At 62.5% G+C, this 25617-nt stretch carries 24 protein-coding genes; 12 read left to right on the forward strand and 12 right to left on the reverse strand.

From position 1 onward, the window contains the following. Positions 1-8 precede the first annotated feature (8 nt). On the reverse strand, positions 9-662 hold the full coding sequence (locus AC3WQS_RS14285) for a DUF6474 family protein (RefSeq protein ID WP_003944178.1): 654 nt from the start codon (positions 660-662) through the stop codon (positions 9-11). 124 nt (positions 663-786) lie between these two features. Here AC3WQS_RS14285 and AC3WQS_RS14290 point away from each other — a divergent pair, with 124 nt between their 5' ends. Continuing rightward, positions 787-2343: a TM0106 family RecB-like putative nuclease gene (locus AC3WQS_RS14290; protein WP_031330991.1), complete on the forward strand. Its 1557-nt coding sequence runs from the start codon at positions 787-789 to the stop codon at positions 2341-2343. A 138-nt stretch (positions 2344-2481) separates the two neighbouring features. Further along, entirely contained in the window at positions 2482-4809 is a 2328-nt protein-coding gene (locus AC3WQS_RS14295) for a putative bifunctional diguanylate cyclase/phosphodiesterase (RefSeq protein ID WP_492712061.1), read from the forward strand. Between the two features lie 55 nt (positions 4810-4864). On the opposite strand, the gene AC3WQS_RS14300 is transcribed toward AC3WQS_RS14295, so the two are convergent. Continuing rightward, positions 4865-5632 carry an SDR family NAD(P)-dependent oxidoreductase gene (locus AC3WQS_RS14300; protein WP_020905712.1) on the reverse strand — a complete coding sequence of 256 codons (768 nt, stop codon included), beginning with the start codon at positions 5630-5632 and terminating at the stop codon, positions 4865-4867. Between the two features lie 158 nt (positions 5633-5790). Here AC3WQS_RS14300 and AC3WQS_RS14305 point away from each other — a divergent pair, with 158 nt between their 5' ends. From AC3WQS_RS14305 to AC3WQS_RS14315, 3 genes are read left to right on the forward strand one after another with little or no spacing between them, the layout of a single operon-like run. Beyond that, positions 5791-6381 (forward strand): hypothetical protein, encoded by a 591-nt coding sequence (locus tag AC3WQS_RS14305; RefSeq protein WP_020968068.1) that lies wholly within the window; start codon positions 5791-5793, stop codon positions 6379-6381. Beyond that, positions 6374-7024, forward strand: coding sequence for a DUF6308 family protein (locus AC3WQS_RS14310; RefSeq protein WP_084325541.1), 651 nt, complete (start codon positions 6374-6376; stop codon positions 7022-7024). The genes AC3WQS_RS14305 and AC3WQS_RS14310 overlap by 8 nt, the downstream gene beginning before the upstream one ends. Before the next feature lie 35 nt (positions 7025-7059). Continuing rightward, positions 7060-8517, forward strand: coding sequence for an HNH endonuclease signature motif containing protein (locus AC3WQS_RS14315; protein WP_492712062.1), 1458 nt, complete (start codon positions 7060-7062; stop codon positions 8515-8517). Here AC3WQS_RS14315 and AC3WQS_RS14320 read toward each other — a convergent pair. Beyond that, the gene (locus AC3WQS_RS14320; protein WP_492712064.1) at positions 8495-9046 is read right to left on the reverse strand and encodes a GNAT family N-acetyltransferase; all 552 of its coding nucleotides are present in this window, start codon (positions 9044-9046) and stop codon (positions 8495-8497) included. The genes AC3WQS_RS14315 and AC3WQS_RS14320 overlap by 23 nt on opposite strands. Then, positions 9043-9726, reverse strand: coding sequence for a TetR/AcrR family transcriptional regulator (locus AC3WQS_RS14325; protein WP_020905717.1), 684 nt, complete (start codon positions 9724-9726; stop codon positions 9043-9045). The genes AC3WQS_RS14320 and AC3WQS_RS14325 overlap by 4 nt, the downstream gene beginning before the upstream one ends. 102 nt (positions 9727-9828) lie before the next feature. Between AC3WQS_RS14325 and AC3WQS_RS14330 the strand changes: the two genes are divergently transcribed. Genes AC3WQS_RS14330 through AC3WQS_RS14350 form a run of 5 tightly spaced genes read left to right on the forward strand, consistent with a single transcriptional unit; the run spans position 9829 to position 15487 of the window. Continuing rightward, a complete protein-coding gene (locus AC3WQS_RS14330) occupies positions 9829-11019 on the forward strand; it encodes a lipid-transfer protein (RefSeq protein WP_064073614.1) in 1191 nt (396 codons plus the stop codon). A 42-nt stretch (positions 11020-11061) separates the two neighbouring features. After that, the gene (locus AC3WQS_RS14335) at positions 11062-11493 is read left to right on the forward strand and encodes a type II toxin-antitoxin system Rv0910 family toxin (protein ID WP_019746343.1); all 432 of its coding nucleotides are present in this window, start codon (positions 11062-11064) and stop codon (positions 11491-11493) included. Positions 11494-11500: 7 nt separating this feature from the next. After that, on the forward strand, positions 11501-12376 hold the full coding sequence (locus tag AC3WQS_RS14340; protein ID WP_019746344.1) for a MaoC/PaaZ C-terminal domain-containing protein: 876 nt from the start codon (positions 11501-11503) through the stop codon (positions 12374-12376). Positions 12377-12417: 41 nt separating this feature from the next. Continuing rightward, positions 12418-13284 (forward strand): SDR family oxidoreductase, encoded by an 867-nt coding sequence (locus AC3WQS_RS14345; protein WP_007735961.1) that lies wholly within the window; start codon positions 12418-12420, stop codon positions 13282-13284. Between the two features lie 4 nt (positions 13285-13288). Beyond that, positions 13289-15487, forward strand: a complete 2199-nt coding sequence (locus AC3WQS_RS14350; protein WP_084325539.1) for an acyl-CoA dehydrogenase family protein — start codon at positions 13289-13291, stop codon at positions 15485-15487. Positions 15488-15506: 19 nt separating this feature from the next. On the opposite strand, the gene AC3WQS_RS14355 is transcribed toward AC3WQS_RS14350, so the two are convergent. The 6 genes from AC3WQS_RS14355 to AC3WQS_RS14380 all read right to left on the reverse strand — a co-directional run bounded on the left by AC3WQS_RS14355 (position 15507) and on the right by AC3WQS_RS14380 (position 20652). Further along, entirely contained in the window at positions 15507-16919 is a 1413-nt protein-coding gene (locus tag AC3WQS_RS14355; RefSeq protein WP_070796743.1) for an amidase, read from the reverse strand. A 90-nt stretch (positions 16920-17009) separates the two neighbouring features. After that, positions 17010-17168 carry a hypothetical protein gene (locus tag AC3WQS_RS14360; RefSeq protein ID WP_020905720.1) on the reverse strand — a complete coding sequence of 53 codons (159 nt, stop codon included), beginning with the start codon at positions 17166-17168 and terminating at the stop codon, positions 17010-17012. A gap of 144 nt (positions 17169-17312) precedes the next feature. After that, entirely contained in the window at positions 17313-17963 is a 651-nt protein-coding gene (locus AC3WQS_RS14365; protein ID WP_019746348.1) for a sterol desaturase family protein, read from the reverse strand. Continuing rightward, positions 17960-18682: a FadR/GntR family transcriptional regulator gene (locus AC3WQS_RS14370; RefSeq protein WP_084325536.1), complete on the reverse strand. Its 723-nt coding sequence runs from the start codon at positions 18680-18682 to the stop codon at positions 17960-17962. The genes AC3WQS_RS14365 and AC3WQS_RS14370 overlap by 4 nt, the downstream gene beginning before the upstream one ends. 54 nt (positions 18683-18736) lie before the next feature. Beyond that, positions 18737-19708: an ABC transporter substrate-binding protein gene (locus tag AC3WQS_RS14375; protein ID WP_069146689.1), complete on the reverse strand. Its 972-nt coding sequence runs from the start codon at positions 19706-19708 to the stop codon at positions 18737-18739. Between the two features lie 53 nt (positions 19709-19761). Then, on the reverse strand, positions 19762-20652 hold the full coding sequence (locus tag AC3WQS_RS14380; protein ID WP_198538398.1) for a helix-turn-helix domain-containing protein: 891 nt from the start codon (positions 20650-20652) through the stop codon (positions 19762-19764). Between the two features lie 152 nt (positions 20653-20804). Here AC3WQS_RS14380 and AC3WQS_RS14385 point away from each other — a divergent pair, with 152 nt between their 5' ends. Together AC3WQS_RS14385 and AC3WQS_RS14390 are read left to right on the forward strand one after the other, a co-directional pair. Continuing rightward, on the forward strand, positions 20805-21827 hold the full coding sequence (locus AC3WQS_RS14385) for an ABC transporter substrate-binding protein (RefSeq protein ID WP_492712069.1): 1023 nt from the start codon (positions 20805-20807) through the stop codon (positions 21825-21827). After that, a complete protein-coding gene (locus tag AC3WQS_RS14390; RefSeq protein ID WP_019746353.1) occupies positions 21824-22837 on the forward strand; it encodes an ABC transporter substrate-binding protein in 1014 nt (337 codons plus the stop codon). Before AC3WQS_RS14385 ends, AC3WQS_RS14390 begins: the two co-directional genes overlap by 4 nt. 12 nt (positions 22838-22849) lie before the next feature. Here AC3WQS_RS14390 and AC3WQS_RS14395 read toward each other — a convergent pair whose 3' ends face one another. Together AC3WQS_RS14395 and AC3WQS_RS14400 are read right to left on the reverse strand one after the other, a co-directional pair. Next, on the reverse strand, positions 22850-24301 hold the full coding sequence (locus AC3WQS_RS14395) for an amidase (RefSeq protein WP_492712070.1): 1452 nt from the start codon (positions 24299-24301) through the stop codon (positions 22850-22852). A gap of 33 nt (positions 24302-24334) precedes the next feature. After that, a complete protein-coding gene (locus tag AC3WQS_RS14400) occupies positions 24335-25597 on the reverse strand; it encodes an amidohydrolase (RefSeq protein WP_020905726.1) in 1263 nt (420 codons plus the stop codon). Between the last annotated feature and the right edge of the window lie 20 nt (positions 25598-25617).

The following is a 25617-nucleotide window of genomic DNA, read 5'->3' on the forward strand; positions in this document are numbered from 1 at the left end:
TCTCAGGTCTAGCGCACGCCGAGACGTGCGAGCAGATCTGCTTCGACGCCGTCGAGTTCGGAAGAAATTGCCTGGTGAGCTGCCTTACGGCGAGCCTGCGGCATCTGCTCGGCAGCGCGAACTGCCGTGCTGAGATCGCCGAGGCGCTCACGGATGGCGGCGGCAAAACGCTGCGTCTCCGCATCGTCGGGCTTGCGGCTGAGGATCTCGGTGACCGAGCTCTCGGCGCCGGCGATACGAGCGCTCAACTTCGCGCCGTGACCGGTGTAGTCACCGAGCTGGTCGACGGCGATGCCCATCTTCTGTGCACGCGTGGTGTCGAGCTGGGCGCGCACAGCCGTGGCAGCGCGGTAGGCGATCGGCAGGAGAACGGGGGCAAGCAGACGTGCCACACCAAGGTACTTACGCACCTTGGCGACAGTCAGGCCCTGATTCGCAGCGGCTTTCTCCTGCGCCTTCAGGGTCGCGATCTGCGCCTTTTCGATCTTGTGCTGTGACTCGATCTCGGCTTTCTCCAGCTTCTTGAGCGACTTGGTCTCGACCTTGTCGCGCTTACGCTGGCTCTTGGCGTTGAGCTTCGCCTCGACCTCAGCCTTGTGCTTGAGAGCCTTTGCCTCCGCCTTGCGGGTGGCACGAGACTTTCGCTTCTTGAACAACCCCATCGAAAAGGACCCCGTTTCCAGGTGTTTGTGTGTTGCCAGGTACCTGCGCTTCGGCTTCAGCCTAGGGGAGCACATAATCTTCGTCATCGTGTGTTCCGTTAACAACCCCGCGCCCCAGCTCCCGATCATCGATTCGGGGGCGTTGACCCGATGCCGTCATCGGGTGCGTCTGGACGGGTTGTTTCCCGGGAAATCGGCTTCGGAACCCGTCGACACCGGCGTCAAGCAGCGCCAGGATGCCGCGATCGCGAAGCGCGCGGAGATCGCCGAACTGGTGATCGGTGCTGCTCCCGAGCGTTGGGTGAAGATCAACCCCGATCAATCGGCGTCGGCTCAGGCTCGTGACACTCTTGCTGCCTGTGAGGCCGGCGCGGACCGGATCTGGGGCGCGGTCTTGCCCGTCGAGCGCGACACCGGACGCAAGGGCCGCTGCGAAATGCTCGTCCGTGACGACGAGGGCGGCGGGTACATCCCCGTCATTGTCGTCAATCACAAGGTGACCGATCCCGGCCAGGGCGCGATCACCTCGGGGCTCCTCGAATGGGAGCCCGCGGTCGATCCCAAGCGCAAGGTCCGCAGCCAGGTCCGCGATCAGATGCGCGTCGCGCAGGTCTATCGGATGCTCGAGCGTCGTGGGCTGGCGAGCCCGTCGCTCACGGCAGGCGCGATCGGATACAACGGAGACTGCGTCCTCGTCCACGACCTCAGTGCGATTCTCGACGATTACGACGAGCGTTTCGCCGACCGTATCGCTGTTGCCCGCGGTGAGGTGCTGACGTCTCCGTCACAGGTGAGCGAGTGCAAGTCGTGCCCGTGGTGGACCGAATGCAAGCAGGAGTTGGTTCGCAACCGCGATGTCAGCCTGGTGGCTGTCGGATCGCGAGCTGAGCTTCTGCGCGACGTCGGCTGCAACACGATAGATCAGCTGGCCGCCTGGGACGGTGAGCCGCTCGAGGATTGGCCGCACGGAAATTTCGACGACGCAGTCGTGATCGCCAAGGCGTGGTTGGCAGATGCTCCGTTGGTGCGGCGGTTCGAGAAGATCTCGGTGACTCGGGCGGACATTGAGATCGACGTCGACATGGAGAGCTATCAGGAGCACGGCGCCTACCTGTGGGGAACGCTGCTCAATGTCGGTGGCTTCTCGATGTATCGAGGATTTGCGACGTGGGATCCGCTGCCGACGCGTGACGAGGCGCGGTCGTTCGCGGAGTTCTGGGGCTGGCTGATGGCGGAGCGTGCCGCAGCCGCTGCTTCGGGTAAAACCTTTGCTGCGTACTGCTATTCGCGTTCGGCCGAGGACAAGTGGTTGTTGGACTCGGCGCGCAGGTTTGCCGGCGAGCCCGGGATTCCGAGCAAGGACGAGATTCGTGAGTTCATCGACAGTCCGCAGTGGGTCGACATCTATCAAGCGGTGAGCGATCAGTTCATCTGCCCGAACGGCAAGGGGCTCAAGAAGATTGCCCCCGTCGCCGGGTTCAACTGGCGTGACGCCGAAGCCGGTGGTGAAGCGTCGATGGCGTGGTACCGCGAGGCGGTCGGCTACGACGGTGAGCCGGACGAGACGCAACGGACGCGGATCCTGCAGTACAACGAGGACGACGTCATTGCCACCAAGGTCCTACGTGAGTGGATGACGGACCGCGCGGAGAAGGAAATTCCGCTGGCTTCCGAGTTGTAGCGCCGATCCGTTCTGTCGCTATTGTCTGAAACATCCTATTTAACAGTGTGTTTCAATTCGTAGTTTCTCGTCATCGTGTGTCCCGAGCCCGCATCCGCGCTACCTTCATCTGGTCGGCTCCACGATGGAGGGTGTTGCATGCTGAGCAGGCTGACTTCGAGTGCGAGCGACGCCGAACTGTCTGACGTCGAGCGGCGCGACCTCTTCTCTCGCCAGGTCCGTCAAGTGACAACGGTAGCTCCGCTGGCCAACGTCGCGAATTTCTTCAGTGCGTGCGCTTTGTTGGCCTATGTCGTGCCGCCGGCACACGAAGAGTTCCGCCTGATCTGGGGAGCGGCAGCGCTCGCAGTCATCCTCAATTCGGTGCGTGTGTGGCTGCCGAGGGCCATTCAGGGAGAGAGGTATTCGCCCAAGCACACGACCCGGTACGACTACTGGGCACTCATGCTCGAAGTGGTACTGCTGGGTGTTTTGTACACGATCCTCGCGGCCGAGATGCTTCCGGTGATAGACGGTTCACGAAAGCTGGTTCTGATCGCGACCATCGCCGGTGTGGTGGGTGCCGGTGCAGTTGCGCTGTCGACTGTTCGGTCGCTGGGTTTGGCCTGGATTCTGGTGCACGGCCTGGGATTGTTATTCGTCATGCTTGCCGGGGCGACGGCCGAGTACTTCGTCCTTTCGTTTCAACTCGTTGTCTACATCAGTATTCTGTGCGTCGGCGTTGTCTATCTGTGGGCGTCGTTCCGAAGTCGTTGTCTTGCCGAGTTCGAGGCTGCTGCCGAGCGCCAGATGGTCAGTTTGCTTCTCGACGATTTCGAGGGCGGGTCACGCGACTGGCTGTGGGAAGTCGACACCACCGGGACGTTGTCGCACACCTCCGCTCGGCTGTCGCAGATCTCGGGAGTCTCTGTCTCCGACCTGCGAACCCTGTCGCTGCGCGGATTGTTGGATTGGCTCGACGTCGGTTCGACGAAGAGTGGACGAGCCGCGGTCCACGTCATCGGAGATCACCTCGACCGCCTCATGCCGTTTCGAGAGGTCGTCATTCCCGTTCGTGTCGGCGGCGTCGACCGATGGTGGTCGCTGTCGGGTCATCCCAGGCTTTCCGAGGCCATGGAGTTCGTTGGTTGGCGAGGCGTGGGCTCGGACATCACCGAGAAGTACAACTACGAGCGGCGAATTCTGTGGCTCGCTGCAACCGACGGACTGACCGGGCTCCCGAATCGCCGGACGTTCGGCACGGAGCTGTCCGACGCGCTCGGCGCTGTCCGGACCGGCGAGCAGGTTCTTGTCGGCATCCTCGACCTGGACAATTTCAAGTCGGTGAACGACACGTTAGGACACCCCGTCGGTGACAAATTGTTGATTTCCGTTGCTGCACGGCTCAATCGAGTGGTCAGTGGCGCCATGTGTGCGCGAATCGGGGGCGACGAATTCGGCGTCGTCCTGCGGGGAACAGGGGACGGCGGCGAGGTGTTTGCTCGCTATCTGGGCGCACTGCGTGAGCCGTTTTTCGTGCGGGGGAATCGCATCGAGGTTCGTGCATCGATCGGTTATGCCAGCTCACCGGCAGATTCCGAAGACGCGGACACGCTTGTCATGTCCGCCGACCTGGCGCTGTATGCCGCAAAATCCGCCGGCAAGAACCGGGTCGGAAGATACTCGCCGGTGCTGCGCGCGCGGGCCAGGGAACGAGCATCGGCCCTGCAAGAGCTTGGGCTCGCGATCGAGTCTCGGCAGTTCGAGCTGTACTACCAACCGCAGGTTCGTGCGGACACCGGCCGCGTCGAGGGTTTCGAGGCACTGCTGCGCTGGAACCATCCGGTGCGGGGAGTGCTTGCGCCGCGCATTTTCATCGATGTCGCGGAAGAGACGGGTTTGATTGTCCCGCTGGGGCTTCAGGTTTTACACATGGCCTGCGCCGAAGCGACGACCTGGCCCGATGACACCTATGTGACGGTGAACGTCTCTCCGGTGCAACTGATGTCGTCCGGCTTCGGATCAGCAGTCAACGATGCGCTGGAGGCATCCGGTCTGTCCAGCAAACGGCTTCAGCTGGAAATCACAGAGACGGGAGCGGTAGAGGAGCTTGCCGTCGCCGAGCTGGATCGCCTGCGTGCCACCGGAATTGCGATTGCCCTGGACGACTTCGGAACCGGCTATTCGTCTTTCGAGAGTTTGAAGAAACTGCCGTTGGACATTCTCAAGATCGACCGGTCGTTCATCACCGAACTGAGCGAGGGTGATTCGGCAGTTGTCACTTCGGTGGTCGAGGTGGCGAAGGCGCTCGGTATGCAGTCATTGGCGGAAGGCGTGGAGACGGCCGACCAATTGAGTCTCTTGCGTACCGCCGGTTGCGAATTGGTTCAGGGTTACTACGTCAGCCGACCGATGCCGGCGACGGAAGTGGCCGAGTACCTCAGCGCAACTGCCCAATCCAGCGGTGGGTATTTTCATTCGTTCTGACAACCGTGGGCCTTTATTAACCGCGGGCGGTTAATAAAGGCGCACAGCAGGGAAGTTAGCGCGGCGCCATGCGGAGAGCGCCGTCCATGCGGATGGTCTCGCCGTTGAGGTAGTCGTGCTCGACGATCATCTGCGCGAGCTGCGCGTACTCGGACGGCTGGCCCAGGCGGGACGGGAACGGAACGCCGGCCTCCAGGCCCTTGCGGTACTCGTCGGTGACGCCTGCGAGCATCGGGGTGTCGATGATGCCGGGGGCGATGGTGTTGACGCGGATGCCGAACTGCGCGAGGTCACGGGCAGCCGGAACAGTCATGCCGTGCACGCCGCCCTTGGAAGCGGAGTACGCGATCTGGCCGATCTGTCCTTCGAAGGCAGCAACGGAAGCGGTGTTGATGACGACGCCACGCTGGCCGGACTCGTCGACGGCCTCGGTCTTGGAGATGGCGTCGGCCGCGAGGCGCATGACGTTGAAGGTGCCGAGCAGGTTGACGGTGATGACCGTGCGGAACAGCTCGAGGTCGTGCGGACCCTTCTTGGACAGGATGCGTCCGGCCCAGCCGACACCGGCACAGTTGACGACGATACGCAGCGGGGAGCCCGACTCGACGATCTGGTTGATCGCTGCTTCGACGTCTTCGCCGCTGGTCACGTCGGTGGGGATGAGGGTGACGCCGGCGGGGACGTTGTCGCCTGCGCGCTCGATCGACGCGGGCAGATCCAGGCCGAAGACGGTAGCGCCGGCGTCGGCGAGGCGCTTGGCTGTTGCGGCGCCGAGGCCTGATGCCGCTCCGGTGACCAGTGCTGCGGTTCCCTTGATTTCCACTTCGTGTGCTCCTCGAGTTAGCGATCGGTAAGGCGGTGGTGCGTGTCGAGAACCATAACGCGAGGGTGTATGTGAGGGCGAACGCGCGAGACCCGCGTAGGGCTGGGTACCTTGGACGCGAGGTCTGAGAGCAAAGCACCGGACGAGAGGGGACCTGCGTGAGCAAGGCGCCTGTGCGTCCCGCCGCTTCTGTCGAGAATTTCGAGCGGTTGCAGCGCGACCCGCTCTTCGAAGATCTTGCCGAGCTGATTGCCGAGGTTCTCTCCTACGCGTTCGACGCTCCGGCCGCCGTCGAGATCGAACAGTGGACGATCAGTTGCCTGCCGTCGACAAATCGATCGGCGGAGCGCCATCGCTTGTTCACACTCAACATCGGTCCGATGGAGATTCTGAGCGTCGAGTGCCATCTGGTCGGCGGTAAGCCGATCGAGCACGTCATGTCCGTGTACGTATCCAGTTCGGCACTGGAATCGCGAACCGGCTGCAGCATCGAAGAACTCGATGCCAAGCACGATCTGGTCGCCATCAGACGCACCGAGTTGGCGTCCGCCGACGGCGACGGGACCGTGATCGACTGCAGTCTCGAGGACTCGGATGCGTTGGAACAGTTCGCCCTACTGCCTGTCGATGTGACGACGGTACGTCCACTCGCGGAGCATCTTGTTGCCAAGGGCAAGGGCCCATTTCGGCAATATCACAACTCCGGGTTCGCCAAATATGTACTGGAAAGGTCGCTCGACCATGGTTGATCAGTTGCCCATCCGCCTCCCGCGTGTGCTGCGAGACGGGGACGATGCCGGCGCGGTCGACGTGCTGCAGGAATACTTCACGAGGCCGCTCCGAAAGACGGGCTATCTCCGTACCGGTGCGCTGTGGGATTCCTGGGATCCCAGTGGCAACCGCGATCGTGATGCGAACATCTTTACCGCGGAAGATCTTGTTGCGGTGACGCTTCTGTCGGTTCAGGTTCCGGCGCAAGGGGCCTTCTTCCTACTCGGGGAGAACAATGCCGAACTGAACCGACTCCTGGCCGACGTGGGCCCCGATCGCGATCTGTCGAACGAACCCGATCCCTTCACTCCGGAATCTCCGGTGTGGCGGTTGGAGACGGCGCTTCGAGAGATTCACGGCGTCGGGCGAACCATGGCGTCCAAACTGATCGCACGCAAGCGTCCGCGGCTCTACCCGATCTACGACGACGTCATCGGGCGGGAGTTGGGAACGAAGGCTGCCCATGTGGAACCGGTACGAGAGGCCTTGCACGACGGAGAATTACACGTGCGATTGCTCGACTTGCGAGTTCGGGCCGGACTGGACGATGCCATTCCGGCGATCCGGGTGCTGGATGTGCTCGCCTGGATGCAGGGTAAGGGATACAAACCGGCACTCTAGCTTTCTTGTCGGTGGGCAGGTCTAGTGTCGAATGTATGTTCGATAATGGATCGACGGGCGGTGTGGGGGCAGTCGTAGATGACGGCCGTCCTGTCGTCGATCCACTCGTGCTGCCGGACATGCTCTTTGCAACGGCGCAGAGCGAGAACATGCTGGCCGCACAGAAGGTGCTCGGTGCATCCATGTTGTCGGAGTCGAGATTCAATGCGGAACTCGACGTGTCCGGTGATGTCGACAAGGCGTGGCGGATCGCGTGCAACGAGATCGCGGTCATGCTCACGTGTTCGCGGCGCACAGCCGAAGTTCACATCGAGATCGGTGACGCCTTGCGCGAGTTCCTTCCGCTCACCAAGGCCGCATTTGCTGCCGGCGAGCTGGACTATGCGCGCGTGCGCAAGATTGTCGACGGACTCACCGGGGTCGACCCCGAGGCGATCGCAGCACTCGAGCGCCGGGTACTTGCCTCGGCGCACCGTCTTCCGCCCGGGCAACTGGAGCGCGACATTGAACGTCAGCTCTTTGCCTACGATCCGGACGCTGCCGCCGAACGTCGCCGGAAAATGCTGGAACACCGCGATGTTCGCACGCGTGCAGACCGTCACGGACTCGCCCAGTTGCAGGCAACACTCAGCGCGAACGAGGCTGTCGAAGCGCTTGGCCTGATCAACGAGGCCGCCGGAAGCGTCTGCAACCACGATCCACGAAATGCCTCGACGCGCCGGGCCGACGCGCTGGTTGCTCTCCTGCACGGTGAGAACGGGCTGACTTGCCAGTGTGGCAGCGAAACGTGCGAGGCAGCATCCCCATCAGGTCGATCAACTGCGCCCTCACGTCGGAAGCCGTTGCTGCACATCGTGTGCGATCTGGCGACGCTCCTCGGGTTGACGTCAGATCCCGCGAGTATCGACGGGTACGGGCCAATCGATCCCGACTTTGCTCGCGAGCTTGCCGCCGATTCCACTTGGCAGGCACTGTTTGTCGACTTTCGCTCTCAGGCCGCCGGGAATCGACCGCGTCGGCAACATGCTCCGACTGTCCTGCCGCTTGTCACCCGACGTGATCGCCTGAGTCGCGAACCGAAAGGCTGCGGAGATCGGATTCGGGCGATGCAACGGTTGGTCGCGCGAGCCCCGGACATAGTTCGAAGATCGGATGGGCATGGCGCCCAACCTGATCCACCTCCCGGCGCGCTGACCTATGCTCCGGGAGCGGCTCTGGCCGCATGGGTGCGGGCCGTCGACGGTCACTGCCGGTTCCCTGGTTGTTCGGTGCCCGCGAACAGGTGCCAACTCGACCACATCGCCGAGTTCGATCCTTCCGATCCGAGACGCGGTGGGTGGACCATTGCGAGCAGCCTCCAATGCCTGTGTCGTCATCACCATCAGGTGAAGACCTACAGGTTGTGGACACCAGTGATGCTGGAGGACCGTGCCATTCACTGGGCCGACAGCACCAGCGGGTTGACGGCTGTCACGGTTCCGGAGAGGCACTGATTTCGAAGATGGTCTCCAGACCGTCTTCTTCGTCCCACTGCTCACCGACTTCGTTGAAACCGTACTGGCTGATCAGATTTCGCGATGCGATGTTGTCCGGGCTGATGGTCGCTCGAACGATATGCACTTCGGATTGGCGACTCGCGACGTCGAGAAGTATCTCGAGGGCAGTTCGTGCGTAGCCCAGTCGCCGGAATGCCGGGTCGATGCGATATCCGATCTCCACCATCCCGCGCGCATCGGGGCGACCGTGGAATCCGGCCAACCCCACCGGCGTCGAGGTGCGGGCATCGACGGCGATGCGGGTGATCCACGCGCTGTCGAGTGGGTTCCCGGATATCTGCTTGCTCCGGTAGCACCACAAGCCCTGGCATTCTTCGCCGAGGAGATACGCGGTCAGGAGGTTGGGTTCGAGTTCCATTGCGAGAGTGGCGTTGTCTTCACCCAGTGCGTGGAGGGCGAGTGGTGGAACCCGGATCAGTTGAAGTCCACGTCCGTCGAGTGCCCAGGGTAGTTCGGTAACTGTCACAGGTCGGCGATCGGAGTCGACAGAGTTATGTCGACGCCGATGCTCCGAAGATTGCCGTCCAGAACCTGCCAGATGGAGCGCCCGAGGAACTCGGCCAATTCCGCACTGGTCACATCGGAACCCGGCTGGCTGAGCCAACGGTTGACGCTGACGTCGACCAATCCGATGACGCCGAAAGCCAAGGGCTCCGCCATCTTCGACGATTTGCCGCGGCTGGCGAGGATCGCACCCAACAGGTTCCCCAATTGCACGGCGATGGCCGTCTTGGTTCCGGTCACCACTTTCGAACCGGTGGCCCGCGTGCTCGGCGAGCCCTTGCCTAAAAAGTGGTGCAGTCGTGGGTATTTCACAATCCACTGGAGGTAGGTCTCGACTGCCCGTGAGATAGCCTCGCCGACCGTACCCTGCGGCGTGAGGGTGGGTGTCAGGTCGGTCATCATCATCTCGAGGATGCGAACTCGCAGCTGCTCGTCGAGGTCGGCTCGATCCTTGAAAATCCGGTAGACAACGGAACGTGGGACGTCGGCGCGCTCGGCGATCTGCTGGACGCCGACGTCGGCGCCACCTTCGTTGACTGCATCGAGTGCTGCGTCGAGGATCCGCGCTTTGCGCTGCTCCTTGTGATCGTTCCAGCGAGTGCTGCGCCCGTCGGGCTGCGCCGACTCGGCTGTTTTTGTCATAAATCGAACGATACTCACCCCGCCATTGACTGGACAAGATGTCTCACATACTTTGGTGGGACAGCGTGTCACACACAGATACCGTTCTCTTCAGGAGTGGCAATGAGTAACAGGGTTTTTGTCGTCGGCGTCGGCATGACGAAGTTCGAGAAGCCGGGAGCCCGCGAGTGGGACTACCCCGACATGGCACGCGAGTCGGGTACCAAGGCGCTCGAAGACGCGGGTATCGACTACACCGAGGTCGAGCAGGCATACGTCGGCTACGTCTACGGCGAGTCCACCGCAGGTCAGCGGGCTGTCTACGAGCTGGGTCTGACGGGCATCCCCATCGTCAACGTCAACAACAACTGTTCGACGGGATCGACCGCGCTCTACCTCGCCACGCAGGCAGTCAAGAGCGGTCAGGCCGACTGCGCACTGGCGCTGGGCTTCGAGAAGATGCAGTCCGGGTCCCTCGGATCCACCTACGACGACCGTGAACAGCCACTCATGCGGCACCTCCTCGCTCTCGCCGAGCTGCAGGAGTTCGCGATGCCGCCCGCTCCGTACATGTTCGGCGCCGCGGGCGTCGAGCACATGGAACGCTTCGGGACCACTGCAGAGCAGTTCGCGAAGATCGCCGTCAAGAACCACAAGCACTCACTGAACAACCCGTATGCCCAGTTCCAGGACGAGTACACCCTCGAGCAGATCCTCGAAGCACGCCAGATCCACGGCCCGCTCACCAAGCTCCAGTGCTCGCCTACCTCGGACGGATCCGGCGCGGCGATCATCGCCAGCGAAGCATTCGTCGAGAAGCACGGGCTCACTGCTCAGGCGATCGAGATCGTCGGGCAGGCCATGGTCACCGACATGAACAGCACCTTCGAGGACAAAAGCGCGATCAGTCTCGTCGGCGCGGACATGACCCGTAAGGCCGCTGAGAAGGTGTACGCGCAGGCCGGGATCACCGCCGACGACGTCGACGTCATCGAACTCCACGACTGCTTCTCCACCAACGAGTTGCTGACCTACGAGGCGCTCGGACTGTGCGCAGAAGGTGACGGCGGCAAGCTCGTCGACGCCGACGACACCACCTACGGCGGACGCTGGGTGGTCAACCCGTCCGGCGGCCTCATCTCCAAGGGTCACCCCCTCGGCGCAACCGGCCTTGCCCAGTGCGCCGAACTCACCTGGCAGCTCCGCGGAACCGCCGACAAGCGTCAGGTCGACGGCGCGAAGGTCGCGCTCCAGCACAACATCGGACTCGGCGGCGCAGTTGTCGTGACCGCATACAAGCCCTACGCACGCTGAATCACACCCACAACCCGCCAGCTACCCACTAGGAGTTTCATCATGGCTTCCGTTTCCGTCTCCGCTGTACTGCCCGCATCCCCCGAGAAGACCTGGGATGCGCTCTCCGACCTGTCTCGCTGGGAAGAGTGGCTCACCATTCACCAGGGCTGGAAGAGTGAACTCCCCACCCAGGTTGCGTTGGGCGCCAAGTTCACCGAGGTCGTCTCCGTGATGGGTATGGCAAACAAGATCGAGTGGACCGTCGAAGAGGTCGAGGTTCCGAAGATGGTCAAGATTGCCGGTACCGGAATGGCCGGCGTCACCGTCGAATTCGTTCTCTCGGTCGAGGCCGACGGTGCCGGTTCGAAGGCAACCGTCGACGCCAGCTTCAAGGGCACCATGATCGTCGGGCCGATCGGCAAGGCAGTAGCCAAGAACGCCAAGGCTGATCTCGAGGCCTCGCTGGCCAAGTTCGCCGAGCTGGTCGGGTAACGGCTCAATGACGACACCGAAGACCAACGCGGTCGAATTCGATACGTCCGGGCTGGACGTATGGACCGATCCGGAGCACTTCGAGGTGACAGCCGAGCGCATCGCTGAATACGCGGCTGCCACCAACGATCCCATCGAGCGACACCTGAAGGGCGAGATCGCTCCACCGGTCTTCGCGGTGGTACCCGTCTTCATGTCGATGGCACCCGCTGCGCTGTCGGTGGCGCCGGTCGAACTGCTGATGAAGCTCGTTCACGGTGAGCAGGACTTCCTGTTCCACCGTCCGATCTACCCCGGTGACCATCTGGTCGCTCGCGCCAAGCCCATCGGATTCGAGGGCCGGGACAACGGCTCCACCGTCGTCATCTACGTCGAAACCAAAACCGACAAGGGTGAATTGGTCAACGAGCAGTGGATGACGGCCTTCTTCCGCAAGGTCGACGCAGGCCCAGGCCTGGGTGAGAAGGCTCCCGAACACCGATTCGACGACGCTCTTCGCGCTGGTAGTCCCGCAGCGGTGGTGAACCAGCATATCGACGAGGACCAGACATTCCGGTACTCACCGGCTTCCGGCGATCCGATGCCGATCCACCTCGACGAGGAGATCGCTCGGATGTCCGGTCTCCCCGGAATCATCAACCACGGACTGTGCACGATGGCGTTCACGTCGTGGGGAGCCCTGACCGAACTGGCGGGCGGAGAGACCGAGCGGTTGCGCCGTCTCGCAGTGCGATTCGCGAAGCCCGTACTCCCGACCCAGGACATCGAGACGGTGTTCTACAAGTCGGGTTCGGCAGACGGAGCCACGTCGTACTCGTACGAAACCAGCGCGGTCGGTGACCTCGTCATCAAGGACGGCCTCGCGGTCATCGCCGACAAATGAGTCTTCATGTCCGACAACTGAACTGATGGGAATCTGAACTGATGGGAAGTCTCGACGGTCGCGTAGCGATCATCACCGGAGCAGGACGCGGCATCGGCCGTGAGCATGCGCTGCTCTTCGCTCGTGAGGGTGCGAGCGTCGTGGTCAACGATCTCGGCGGCGCAAACGACGGATCGGGCGCAGATGCCGGCCCGGCGCAGCAGGTAGTCGACGAGATCGTCGCTGCAGGCGGTAAGGCCGTTGCCAACACCGACAACATCGCCACCTGGGACGGCGCCGAGGGCCTCGTCAAGCAGGCCGTCAGCGAGTTCGGCCGACTCGACGTACTGGTCAACAACGCGGGCATTCTCCGTGACGCCTTCATTGCCGGCATGGACGAGAGCCAGTGGGATGCAGTCATTGCCGTGCACCTCAAGGGTCACGCAGCGACGCTGCACCACGCTGCCGCGTACTGGAAGGACCAGAGCAAGGCAGGCGAGACCGTCAACGCTTCGGTCATCAACACCGCTTCGGCTTCGGGTACCTTCATGCCCAACGCGGGCCAGGGCAACTACGGCGCCGCCAAGGCGGGCATCGCAGCCCTGACTCTGGTGGCCGCAGACGAGCTCGATCGATACGGTGTGCGCGTCAACGCTATTGCGCCGATCGCGCGTACTCGACTGACGCTGGCGACACCCGGTATGGGCGCGTTGTTCGCCGCCGAGGTCCCCGAGGGTGAGTTCGACGCGTTTGCGCCGTCCAACATCTCCCCGTTGGTGGCCTATCTTGCGGCAGCGGACTGCAAGCTGACCGGCAAGGTGTATGCCGTTCAGGGTGGGGCCATCACGGAACTCGCCGGCTGGCACGGTGTGAACACCATCGAGAGCGAGGGTCCCTGGACCACCGCCGACCTCGCCGAACGTCTGTAAGCGCATGGCACGCAACGCATACGAACTCGGCCTCGGGCTGAGTGAGGAGCACACCGCACTCGCAGATTCGGTGCGGTCATTCGCCGAGCGCACCATCACCACCGAGCAGGTGCGCGCGGCGGTGGAGTCGAGGACCGAGGACAAGTTCCCCGAGTTCTGGACGGCTTTGGTCGGGCAAGACCTTCTCGGGCTCGCGGTTCCGGAAGAACAGGGTGGTCACGGCGCCGGTCTGCTGACCTTGGCGGTGGCATTGGAAGCAATGGGCCGCACTGTCTCTCCCGGCCCGTTTGTTCCGACAGTACTGGCAAGCGCCGTTCTCGGCGCCGCTGATTCCAAGGCGGGACCCGAGTTCCTGCCGGGTCTGATCGACGGAAGTCGTACGGCAGCAGTCGCCTTGGGTGCACCGTTGACGGCCGAGTCGTCGGACGGCGGATACAAGATCACGGGCGCACTCGACGGTGTGCTCGGTGGTGAACATGCCGACGTGCTGCTGGTCCCGATCCAGTTGCCCGAGGGTGTTCGCTACGCGGTGCTCGAGAGCAGCGCAGTCGCGATCACCGTGCAGGACAGCATCGACGTGCTGCGCGGCAGTGCGCGGATCGAAGCTGACAATGTTCAGATCAGCGCCGAACGGATACTCGACGGTCTCACCGAGGCGCGGGTACGGTCCATTGCCGCAGTGGTTCTCGGTGCCGAAGACGTCGGCGTCATGTCCTGGTGTGTTTCCACCGCGTCGGAGTACGCCAAGACCCGTGTGCAGTTCGGGCGACCGATCGGTCAGTTCCAGGGCGTCAAGCACAAGTGCGCGCAGATGGGCATTGCGCTCGAGCAGGCACGCGCAGTTGTGTGGGATGCGGCAAGCGCATTGGACAAGGGCGACGACACGGCAGATTTTGCCGCCGATATCGCCGCAGTGATCGTGCCGGACGCCGCAGTGCAGGTAGCGCAGGATTGTGTGCAGGTCCACGGCGGCATCGGATTCACGTGGGAGCACGACGCCCACCTGTACTATCGCCGCGCGCTCTCGATCCGCGGCATTCTCGGCACCCGCGAGGATCGTGCCAACCGTGTTGCGCAGCAGGCACTTGACGGTGTCAGCCGGGCTTCGGTTCTCGAACTGCCGCCCGAGGCAGAGGAGATCCGCGGCGACATTGCGGGCGAGCTTGCCAAGTTGGTCGAGCTCGACGAGGACGACCAGCTGATCGCGCTCGGCGACGGCGGCTGGGTTCAGCCTCACCTGCCGAAGCCGTACGGGCGCAGCGCCGCTCCGCTCGAGCAGATCGTCATCTCCCAGGAGATCAAGGCTGCGGGTATCTCGATGCCGCAGCTCCTGATGGGCACGTGGGCCGTGCAGGCCGTCGTAGCGCATGGTTCGGACAAGCAGAAGCAGGAATTGGCAATACCGACCCTGCAGGGTGAGCTTGTGTGGTGCCAGCTCTTCAGTGAGCCCGGTGCTGGTTCCGACCTCGCGTCATTGTCCACGAAGGCCGAAAAGGTCGACGGCGGTTGGAAGATCACCGGTCAGAAGATCTGGACCACGGTTGCGCAGTTCTCCGACTGGGCAATGCTGATCGCCCGTACGGACGCCACCAAGCCGAAGCATCAGGGCATCACCTACTTCGTGCTCGATATGTCGACACCGGGCATCACCGTCCGCCCGCTGCGTGAGATGACGGGTTCGGCGTTGTTCAACGAGGTGTTCCTCGACGACGTGTTCATCCCCGACGAGAACGTGGTCGGCGAGGTCAACGACGGCTGGAACGTCGCACGTACGACGCTGGCCGGCGAGCGCGTCGCACTGAGCCAGAAGATGGAGGCGTACGCCTCGGACTCCGATCTACTGAAGTTCGCGAAGTCAGCAGACCTGAGCCCGATCGGGCGCTACCGCGTCGGCGAGCTGGTTGCCGAGAGTCAGGCGATCGACCTCATCGGCTCCCGCGTTGTGCTCAAGCAACTTTCGGGGATCGACGTGAGTACGACGTCGAGCGTCGGCAAGCTGTTGGCGATGAAGATCAGCCAGTCGATCGCCGAGTTCGTCGTCGCCGAACTGGGTGCTGCCGGAGCGGTCAGCATCCCAGGTCAGCCAAGCGACAAGGCGATGGAGCAGCTCATTTCGGGCCGTGCCACCACCATCTACGGCGGCACAACCGAGGTGCAACTCAACGTGATCGGTGAGCGCATGCTCGGATTGCCGCGAGACTGAGGGTATTTACCGGTGAGGCTCAGTCCTGGATTCTTCTCCAGGGCTGAGCCTCTTCCAGTTCGAAGGCCAATTCGAGGAGTGTGCGCTCGTCGCCGAGATCGGCGGAGAAATGCGAAGCCAACGGCAAACCGTTGCTGGTCTGGTGCATCGGTAGCGAAATCGCGGGACCACCGGAGATGTTGTTGAGCGGTGTGAACGACGTGTACGCGATCAACTTGTCGAAAAGCTCCTCGAAAGGCTGAGCGGGAGAGAGGTATCCGAGCTCGGGGGTGGTGTGCCCCAGAGCCGGCGAGAGCACGACGTCGTACTTCAAGAACATGGCGCTGTACTGCTGCTGGAGCCGTCGCAGGCGGTAGAGCACGCGCGGCGTCTTCACCAGGTTCTTCCGGTACAGCGTGTACAGGCCCTTGGTGAGATTGTCGGTGCCGGACTTGTCGAAGTCGGGCCCGAGCATCTGTTTGCCACCGGTGGAGATGGCAAACGACAAAAAGCCCCAGTAGATGCTGAAGTCGTCGATGAATTCCGGTCCGACGGGCAATGCCGCGTCCTCGACGTGATGGCCAAGGCCGGCAAGGAGTTCAGCCGTAGCTTCGACGGACTTGCGTGTCTCGTCGTCGGTCTTGGTGACCGTCACGGAATCGGTGATCACGCCGACGCGCAGGCGGGTTGAGCTGGGTCCTTCGATCAGACGAACCGGTGCGAGTCGTGGATTGCGGTAGTAACTTTCGGCCGCTGACATCCATCGTGCGGTGTCGCGAACCGTGCGGGTGACGGCGCCCTGAGAGATCAGCCGGATCGGCATCGACTTGTCGGCCGGATCGGCGATGGTACGGCCGCGAGTGGGTTTGAGTCCGACCAGTCCGCAGGCAGCAGCGGGAATACGAATCGATCCACCACCGTCGTTGGCGTGCGCGATCGGGAGGACTCCGGCAGCAACCAGTGCGGCAGCGCCACCCGAGGAAGCGCCCGACGAGTAGGCCGGGTTCCACGGGTTGTGCACGGGTTCTTCCGTCATGTACTCGGTGGACGCACTGAATCCGAACTCGGGCAGTCGGGTCTTGCCGATCGAAATGGCCCCGGTGGAGAGGAACTGCTTCGCGAAATCGCTGTCAGCCTTGGCGGGGACTGCTGTGAAGGCGGTGCTGCCCTGCTGGGTGGGAAGGCCGGCGCTGTCGGTGTTGTCCTTGATCGCGGTGGGCACACCGGCGAAGATGCCCGCGGCCGGCCGGTTGCTCCTGGCAAGGGCGCGATCGAAATCTGTGCAGGCCAGACCGTTCAATCGCCCCTGCACTGCCTCGGCGCGCGCGATCGACGCCTCCATGACTTCCCGTGCGGTCACCTCGCCTGATTCGATCCGGGCGGCGACGCCGGTGGCGTCGAGATCGCCCAGGGCGTCATCGGTGAATGCGTGGACGGGGGTGTTGGGGCTCATGGGGATCCTTGTCAGGCGGAGGCACTCAGGTCGTCCGTCCAGCATATTGGACGGACGACCCCTGAGTGGCGCTATCTGTGGATTGCGGTATCAGCTACCGAAGATCGTCACAGCCTGCTCTGCTGCCTGCGGTGCCTGCTGGAACAGGCCCTGAGGGATGAACTGCTGAGGAATGAACTGCTGGGGACCCAACTGCTGGAAGTTCGTGACCATCGGGTGGATGACGTTGTTGAATACATCGTTGAACATGTGTTGCGTCCTTCGGTTACAGCGTTTTTCGAACTTCTGACTCCATCGACACTAAGCACGGTTCGGGTGGGTTTCAACGAAAATCACTGATACACAGTCAAGTTCAAGTTCATTGCCAGCTAGGGGCCAGGAATCGGCGTTTCTTCACAGCTTCGACGCGGTGCCGTGCAGATTCTTGGCTGTCGGGGACGTCTCGACGGATTTTGGATCGGGGTACGTGCCCAGTACGCGATCGGCCGTTCCCGCGGTGGTGACGGTGAACCAGTAGTGCTCGTTCTTGAAGTGATGGTTGCGATGGTTGCGCCAAACCGACCGGTAGAGAGCAGTTTTCGGCTTGTAGTCACTGTGGATGAGGAAATGAGTCCACTCGTAGCCGAGGCCGAGTACGGAAATACAGGTCAGGAAGGTCAGACCGAGTTCGACACGGGGAAACGCCAGGAGTGCGACGGCAGTCAGGACGGGAATCACGATCAGGAGCGTCTGCCACGGAATGAAGATGAGTGAGATGGTTCGCGGGGCGAAATGGTGCTCCCGATGGCTGCGCGCCAGGCGTGAATCGAGGGTGACGCCAGCAATGGTCCGCGGCTTCCAATGGAGAACGAAGACGTGAATAATCCACTCCACGAAGGGGAATGCGGCAAGCATCACGAGCGGAACAAGGGCGTCGGTGATCTGCCAGTTGCCCAGCGTGAAGCGCGCTGCCGCAGCGACCACCAACATGGTGCCGATCATCCACGGCGTCGGTGACTTGCGGAACGTCCGTGCTGCGTCGGCCAGAGTGAGAGGCTTGCTCATGGTTTGAGTCCTTCCAGGAAGGTGAGAGCATCGCCGATTGCCGTCGTGCCGGTGTGAAGGAGCTGTGCGGCTGACGCCTCGGCAGTTGACTCGTCGTGTGAAGTGATGGCGGAGGCCAGTTTTCGATACAGGTCGGTCTGGCCGACTTCGGCGACCATGACGGAGGCAAGTGCAGTCATGGCCGGTTCGTATGCAGCGCGCAGGCTGTTGAAGATCAAACGGAAGGCAATGGAATCTGCGCTGTCGACGACGACGTCCCAGAACGCCAGAGCGTGGTCTTGCAGCTCTACCGGATCTTCGGTGGCGCCTAGTTGATCCACGGCCGTGTCGAGTTCTCGGGCAGATTCCGCGGAGATGCGACGGGCGGCCAGCACCGCGATCTGCGGTCCCATCAACTCGCGAGTTTCCAGGACGCTGCGCACCACGGTCAGGTCGGGGACGCCGTCTCGAACCAACAACTGGGGGAGAAGCTCGGGTCCGGCCTGGCGTCGAAAATCTCGCACGGACGTGGACTCGCCCTGGCGGACCTCGACGAGCCCGGCCTGGGCGAGCTTCTGAATTGCCTCGCGGACTGCGGGCCGCGAGACACCGAATGCCTCGGCGAGCTTGCGCTCGCTGGGTAGCGCCTCACCCGCGGCCAACTCTCCGGCCAGCACTTTCACTGAAATCTGGTCGAACACTGCGCCGGAAGCGGAGGTACGTGCAACGGGTTGGAACATGTACCGACCGTAAACGCTAACTGGTGAGAGGTCAAGTGGTATGACCAGTTAGCGTCACTGCAGGTTGCGAGTGGTGTCCGCCAACTTGTTCAGGAAGTCCGTGTAGGTGAGTGCGAATCCCACCTTGTCGTCGTAGTCGAGCGGTGCAACATTGCCGGCGGCCACGGCTGGAACACGATCCCACGCGGGGTTGCCCGTCCAGGAGTCGAGATTCTGGGCGACGACGACATCGGCGTCGGCGAGCACATCCGCATTCTCCCAACCGAATTCGGCGCTGTAGCCGCCGATAGCGGCCGACTGGGCGGCGGTGATCGCGTCGTTGGACAAAATCGTGTAACCGAGTGACGACGCTACGTCGACGGTCAGGTTGTTCGGGGTGTTGAACACGAAGAACTTGTCCTCGATCAGCGATACGAAGGCGATCGTCTTGGTCTGCGCGACGGAACCGACGTCGTCGCGGGCAGTGGCGAGAGCGGCTTCGTACCGCGCCTGTGCTGCCGAGGCGGCGGCGGTCTTGCCCAGTAGTGCCAGTTGCTCGCCCATGAATCCCAGAGGCCCGCCGAGTGATTCGGTCTCCTTGTCGGGCGAGCTGCCGTCCTGGATCACCAGAACCGGTGCGATGTCCTCGAAAGTGAGGTTCTGTGACTTGTAGCTCTCGTACCAGCCGACGGAGATGAGGATCAGGTCCGGGTTGTAGCTCAGCACGTCCTCCTTACTGAGATTGCCGCCCAGATGCCCCGCATCGGCCGGGACCTTGGATGCGAGATGGCTCGACTCGTCGTAATCGAGGGCGACGATCGGGTAATCGGCGAGAAGTGCGAACTCGAGGGACGTCCGGGAGTCGATGACAACCACTCGCTGCGGGTCGGCAGGTATCTGGGCGGAGTACCCCGCGAAGCTGTAGTCGATGGTCTCGGCCGAAGGCGAGGGCTGGTCGTCGGACGAGCTGCACGAGGCGAGCGTGCCGATCAGGATCGCGCCGACCGCGAGCGCGATAGACCTGGCAAAACGGCGGCGGTGGTGCATCTGTGGTGTTCTCCAACGTGTTCGGGCAACATGGTTTGCCTTGCCTAACAACGCTAACGTGTCACCCGTGCGGGTTTGGTGCCATTCTGATGCGGTTTCATGACAGGTGAGAACGAGCGGAAGTACGCGGCGGGGGTGTGGCCGATGACCTGCCTGAACAGGTCGATGAACGTTCCAGGGTTGGCATACCCGAGGCCGCGGGCCACGGCGACGACAGGTTTGCCTGCGGCAATCTCGATCAATGCAACGCGGACGCGCACCAGAATTCGCCATTGAGTGAGCGTCGTGCCGGTGTCGGCCTGGAAGCGACGCATCAAGGTCCGGCCACTCACGCCGATGGTGCGAGCCCAGTCGGAAGTGGTGCGGTCGTCCGCCGGATCGGCGATGATCTGCTGGGCAATCGAAAGAAGGTCAGGCGTTCTCGGCAACGGAATGTCGAGACTCGCGGCCTGAACGGGATGGATGAGGTCGATTGCCACCTGCTGTAGCCGTAGTCGCTTCAGGTCGGGCATGGCGTTGTTCTCGTTGTGTAACAACACCTCCCGAAGTGCACCGGTCATGGGTATGCCGACTATCGAGTCCCAATCGGTGTCGATTCGATCCGGCGTCAGGTACGTCGCGAAGATGACGGCGCCGTCGTCGGAGCGGACACGGTGCGCAGTGCCGGCAGGAATCCAGATGCCGAGCATCGGCGGAACCATCCAGAGGTGTTCGGACGCTTCGAGGGTGACGGTCCCACCTGCCGACCACAGCAGTTCATGTTCGCGGTGGGTATGGAAATCCCAGACGCCAGTTGCCGTGCTCTTGAACCGGATGGTGCTGACGGACCACGGCTCCGCGACGATCCGGTTCGGGGTGGACACCGGCTCGTTCCACGTCGACGGTTCCAGGGTCGGCGCTCCCCACAACATGATGCCGGGGAAGTCCTGTCGCGAAGGCGTCACGAACCAAGAACGTACCGGCTTCCGGCCGTCGACCGAGGGGGTGCGCGTATCGATGGCTCGATCGAAACAGTGGTTGGCCATGACGCTTCACCGTAACAGTGCAGGTGAGAGTAATTTTAGGTAGCCCTAATTCGGATACCGTCAGGAAACCCATGACACCACTCCTGTTACCGACGCCAGATACCGATGCAGAGTTCGCTCGCATCATTGCTGCCTTGACTCGTCGCGGCTTTCTCGGCGGAAGTGCCGCCGCACTGTCCATGCTCGCGCTTGCCGGATGCAGTAGTGGGGAGGGCGGTGACGGACCGGACGGCACAACTCGGACTGTGCAGACGCACTACGGATCCGTGGACGTTCCCGTCGATCCGCAGCGCATCGTCGCCGTCTCCTACAACACCCCGTGGCAGTTGCAAGCCGTCGGCGCCCAACCCGTGGCGACGCTCGACTACAGCGCGTACATCGACCAGTTCACCCCGACACAGCAGAAGTTCATCGAAGGCTTGTCTACGGTGGGGGTTTTCCTCGAAGTCAACCGCGAAGCCGTCGTGGCTGCCGCGCCCGATCTCATCGTCGGTGATGCGTACGAGATCGACGAGGACATGTTCCGCGAGCTCTCGAAAATTGCTCCGACAGCGGTCTATTCGGGTACGAACCGGTCTGACTGGCGTTCGGTGTCGGAAGGCGTCGCGGACGCGGTCAACAAAGGCTCGGCATTGACGTCGAACTGTGAGAAATACACGGCGATGCAGGAGCGTATCCGCACCGATTACGCCGCGCAGCTTGGCGACAATCGTTGGGCCCAGGTTGCTATCGGTGGTTCGGAAGGGCTCTTCTCCATCCTGTATCCAACCGGAGTGACCGGCGCGATGCTCGCCGACCTGAACGTGACCCGCGGCGAATTCATCCCGGATCTGCGCCCATCGACCGGGTTCGAAGCCTTCCCGCTCGAACAACTCGAAATGCTGCGGGACGTCACCGTCGTCATCTACCCGAAGCAGCCGAACGGAACTGATTCTGCAGGAATGAAATCCGTCTTCGCCAGCCCGCTGTGGAACCGCATTCCCGCGGTCGCATCCGGGCGCTCGTTCGGAATCAGCACTCAGGTCACCGACTACGGCACGGCAATCAACTGGCTCAATGAACTCGAAACCGGCGCCTTGGAGGCACTTTCATGACATCACTTCTCTTGCCTACCGCTGATACCGATGCCGAGTTCGCTCGCATCACCGCAGCACTTACCCGACGCGGTTTCCTCGGGGCTGGTGCCTTGGCGGGGATCGGATTGCTCACGGCCTGTGGAACCAGCTCCAGTGAATCGGCCGAGGGCTCGATGCGCACCATCAACACGGCCCTGGGGCAGGTGGAGGTTCCCACCAACCCGCAGCGAGTGGTCAGCGCCGATTACTACACGGGCCCCGCGATGTTCGACGCCGGATTCACGCCCGTCGGATTGCCGGTGGACTACGAGAACGCCGACGGTGTCCCGGAACCGTATGCGTCTGCCCTGCGGTCTCTTCCGAAGGTGGGACGCTGGTACGAGCCCAACGCCGAGGCGATAGCGGCTTTGTCTCCCGACTTGATCGTGATGACCAACCTCCTTTCGGAGAACAACCCGGATCTTTACGAGCAGATCCGGTCGATTGCACCGACCGCAGTTTTTGCCGAAGACGGCCAGTACGCGTGGAAGGAGCGCGCCCTCGGGGTCGCGGACGCACTCAACCAGAGTGCGAAGGTTCAAGAGTTGGCAGACCGGTACGAGGCGCGGATCGCGAAGTTCCGCAGCGACAATGCTGACGTGTTGAGCAAGGTGAAGGTCGTCTACACCACGTACTTCGAGGAGAGTGGTTTCTCGCTGTACTCGCCGACCAAGTATCAGACGACGGTCATCAGCGAGGCCGGGTTCCAGTTCAACGACCGCTCACTCGCAATTCCTGCCGGCAGCAACGAGTGGTTCCCGAAGGAGCAGTTGGAGCTACTCGACGAAGCCGACGTCATCATCACCAACAGTGGCAAGGGCCCCATCAACGAGAAGTTGGCGAACGACACCATCTTCCAGCGTCTGCGCGCCGTCAAGAACGATCAGGTGTACTCGTTCGACTACGAGGGCGTCGCGTCGTTCGGTTGGGCCCTGACGTTCCTCGAGCAGTTCCAGCCGATTGCTGAGGAGATCAGAGCCAAGCTCTGATCTCCTCAGCAATCAAGAGGAAGCCGGCGCCACCACGTCCAGCCTCGGTTGATGCTGGTCGGTGTATGCCCACGGGCGGATCTTCTCCAGTGCTTTGCCGATCCGGAACACGGTCGGTTCGTCGTACGTATGGCCGACGATCTGGACGCCCGTGGGAACGCCGTTGTGTGCGTGTCCACTGGGCACCGCTAGTACGGGGCACCGATTGGCGACGTTGAACGGCAACGTGAGAAGTGCTTCGGCGGTGGTGTTCACGTGCTGGCCCGCAACCGTGAGGCCGTCGAGCAAAGACTCGCCTGCCGGGAAGGCGATGGTGCCCGAAGTCGGGCAGATCAGCGCATCGAATGGAGCCATCGCCTCGGCGAGCTCTCGTTGCATCTGGGTTTCTTTGCGAAGGCCGTCCAGAAATGACATTTCCGCAGCGCCCTTCGACGTGATCGCGACGTTGTCGAGCGTGTAGTCGGCAAGAAGATCACCGTGGACGCGAGCAACTTCCGCGACGGATGCACCCATGATCGTTCCGAAATGGACTTTCACCGCTGCTGCCATCGAATCACGAGTCCACGGCAACTCGATCTCCTCGACGATCGCGCCGGCATCGACCAACGACTGTGCGAGAGCCCGGGTGTTCGCCTCGATGTCAGGCTCGATCGCGAAGTCGCCGAGCCGCACGCACAGGGCAATGCGCATTCCCTCGACCGACGGGTACTCGTGTGGCAGCGTGATCGCCGGCCTCAGCGAAGAATGGTCACGCGGATCCGGCCCGATCAGAACGTTGGCCAAAAGAATTGCGTCGTCGACAGTTCGGGCCATCGGACCGTCGCCACGGTAGGAATCCATGGACAGCGGGGCGACCCCGGGAATGCGGCCGTACGACGCTTTGAGCCCGACGGTGCCGGTGAAGCCTGCCGGGCCCCGCGTCGACCCGCCGATATCGGATGCTGTTGCCAGAGTGGTAGTTCCGGCAGCGAGGGCGGCGCCCGCGCCTCCGGATGAACCGCCGGGACTGTAATCGAGGTTCCAGGGATTGCGAGTCACGCCCCACAGTGGAGAGTGCGTGAACGCCGCAACACAGAACTCCGGCGTCGTGGTGCGTGCGTGAATCAAGCCGCCTGCTGCCAGAACTCGATCGATCACCGGTGCGTTCTCGCGGGCGATGTTTCCGCGTGCCGCCAGCGAACCTTCGGTCAGAGACTTTCCGGCAATAGCGTGTTTTTCCTTGGCAGCTACCGGAATTCCCTCCAGCGGCCGCGGATCGGGTCCGTGGCCGAGATATCGGCTCTCAGCTTCCCGAGCGCCGGTCAGTGCCTCCTCGAACATCTCTTCGGTGAAGGCATTGATGCGAGGTTCGAACTTCTGGGTTCGGTCGACGACTGCTTGTAGCAGCTCGACCGGAGACAATTCTCGCGTGCGAAAGTGTGCAATAGCTTCGGTGGCGCTGAGGTAATGCAGGTCGTCCGACATGGCGTTATCTCCCTGGAGAAGTATGTGTAGGAATCACGCGCTTCGCGCAAGGGCGCCCAGTGCGGCCGCAGTCATAGCCGTGACACCTTCGGGTAGTGCCGCGGCCGGATCCGGCGCGAAGCGCGGTGAGTGATTCGAGGGTGTGCCGGGAGGAATCCGTCCCTCGGCGAGTGCGGCGAGAGCCCTTTCGTCGAAACTCCGAAGCGCCGTCCCGCCGAAATGCCAGAATACGGAGGGGCATTGGGCAGCAGTGCCGAAGACTCCGAAGTCCTCACTGCCTGAAAGCGGTTGCGGCAGGGTGTGCATTCCCAATCCTGCCCGGCGTAGGTCGGTCATCACCGTGGACGTTGCGTCCGGAGTATTGACCGTGGCCGGAAAGCCGTTGTACGCATGAACGTCCGGCGCTTCGGCGGCGCCTGCTCCGTCCGCTTCTGCGCGAGCGATCCGGCCTACAGATTCGAGCATGTGTTCTCGCGACGATGCACTGAAAGTTCGCAGACTGAGTAGTAGTTCGGCGTCGTCGGCAATGATGTTCGCAGCTGTGCCGGCGTGCAATGCTCCCACCGTGAGCACCGGTGCTGTCGGGGTTGCCGCTTCATGAGCGACCAGACTTTGAATGCGCAGCGCGAAAGATGCTGCCATCAACAAGGGGTCGATGCACGCGTACGGCGATGACGCATGTCCACCACGGCCGTGAAAAACCACTCGAATCGTGTCGGATGCTGCCATCAAGATGTCGGGTTTGCTGACCAGCATCCCAGCCGGAGTCGGGCCCACGTGTTGTCCCAGGCAGAGGTCCGGTCGCGGGAAGCGGTCGAAGATTCCGTCGTCGACCATCGCACGCGCGCCGGACCCGGTCTCCTCGGCAGGCTGGAAGACCGCGACAACAGTGCCGGTGATCGACGTCGGATCCGCGGAAAGTGCTGCGCACGTGGCAAGTAGCGCGGTGACGTGGACGTCGTGGCCACACGCATGCATGACGCCATCCGTCTTGGAGGCGTATGACAACCCGGTGTCTTCTGCGACCGGCAACGCGTCCATGTCGGCGCGTAGCAGGATCACCGGCCCGCTGCTCCCTTGGAGAACACCGACGACACCCGTGCCGCCGACTCCGATCGTGACGTCCCAGCCGCCGATCCGCCGAAGCTCTTCGGCAACAAGTGCGGCAGTGCGAGTTTCGTTGCCGGACAACTCGGGGTGTGCGTGCAGGTCCCGGTACAGATCGAACCAGTGCGGCTCGACGGTTCGCAACCGCGACGGGTCTCCGAATTCAAGATTCGAAAGCAGTTGGTTCATGGTCGATCTTCTTTCGGTTG

Source organism: Rhodococcus sp. FW305-130 (assembly GCF_058788335.1).

Bases quoted from the DNA above. Each gene is read 5' to 3' on its own strand.
- AC3WQS_RS14285 (WP_003944178.1), bottom strand. From the start codon at position 662: ATGGGGTTGTTCAAGAAGCGAAAGTCTCGTGCCACCCGCAAGGCGGAG.
- AC3WQS_RS14295 (WP_492712061.1), top strand. From the start codon at position 2,482: ATGCTGAGCAGGCTGACTTCGAGTGCGAGCGACGCCGAACTGTCTGAC.
- AC3WQS_RS14310 (WP_084325541.1), top strand. From the start codon at position 6,374: ATGGTTGATCAGTTGCCCATCCGCCTCCCGCGTGTGCTGCGAGACGGG.
- AC3WQS_RS14315 (WP_492712062.1), top strand. From the start codon at position 7,060: ATGTTCGATAATGGATCGACGGGCGGTGTGGGGGCAGTCGTAGATGAC.
- AC3WQS_RS14325 (WP_020905717.1), bottom strand. From the start codon at position 9,726: ATGACAAAAACAGCCGAGTCGGCGCAGCCCGACGGGCGCAGCACTCGC.
- AC3WQS_RS14330 (WP_064073614.1), top strand. From the start codon at position 9,829: ATGAGTAACAGGGTTTTTGTCGTCGGCGTCGGCATGACGAAGTTCGAG.
- AC3WQS_RS14335 (WP_019746343.1), top strand. From the start codon at position 11,062: ATGGCTTCCGTTTCCGTCTCCGCTGTACTGCCCGCATCCCCCGAGAAG.
- AC3WQS_RS14340 (WP_019746344.1), top strand. From the start codon at position 11,501: ATGACGACACCGAAGACCAACGCGGTCGAATTCGATACGTCCGGGCTG.
- AC3WQS_RS14345 (WP_007735961.1), top strand. From the start codon at position 12,418: ATGGGAAGTCTCGACGGTCGCGTAGCGATCATCACCGGAGCAGGACGC.
- AC3WQS_RS14350 (WP_084325539.1), top strand. From the start codon at position 13,289: ATGGCACGCAACGCATACGAACTCGGCCTCGGGCTGAGTGAGGAGCAC.
- AC3WQS_RS14355 (WP_070796743.1), bottom strand. From the start codon at position 16,919: ATGAGCCCCAACACCCCCGTCCACGCATTCACCGATGACGCCCTGGGC.
- AC3WQS_RS14360 (WP_020905720.1), bottom strand. From the start codon at position 17,168: ATGTTCAACGATGTATTCAACAACGTCATCCACCCGATGGTCACGAAC.
- AC3WQS_RS14365 (WP_019746348.1), bottom strand. From the start codon at position 17,963: ATGAGCAAGCCTCTCACTCTGGCCGACGCAGCACGGACGTTCCGCAAG.
- AC3WQS_RS14370 (WP_084325536.1), bottom strand. From the start codon at position 18,682: ATGTTCCAACCCGTTGCACGTACCTCCGCTTCCGGCGCAGTGTTCGAC.
- AC3WQS_RS14375 (WP_069146689.1), bottom strand. From the start codon at position 19,708: ATGCACCACCGCCGCCGTTTTGCCAGGTCTATCGCGCTCGCGGTCGGC.
- AC3WQS_RS14385 (WP_492712069.1), top strand. From the start codon at position 20,805: ATGACACCACTCCTGTTACCGACGCCAGATACCGATGCAGAGTTCGCT.
- AC3WQS_RS14390 (WP_019746353.1), top strand. From the start codon at position 21,824: ATGACATCACTTCTCTTGCCTACCGCTGATACCGATGCCGAGTTCGCT.
- AC3WQS_RS14395 (WP_492712070.1), bottom strand. From the start codon at position 24,301: ATGTCGGACGACCTGCATTACCTCAGCGCCACCGAAGCTATTGCACAC.
- AC3WQS_RS14400 (WP_020905726.1), bottom strand. From the start codon at position 25,597: ATGAACCAACTGCTTTCGAATCTTGAATTCGGAGACCCGTCGCGGTTG.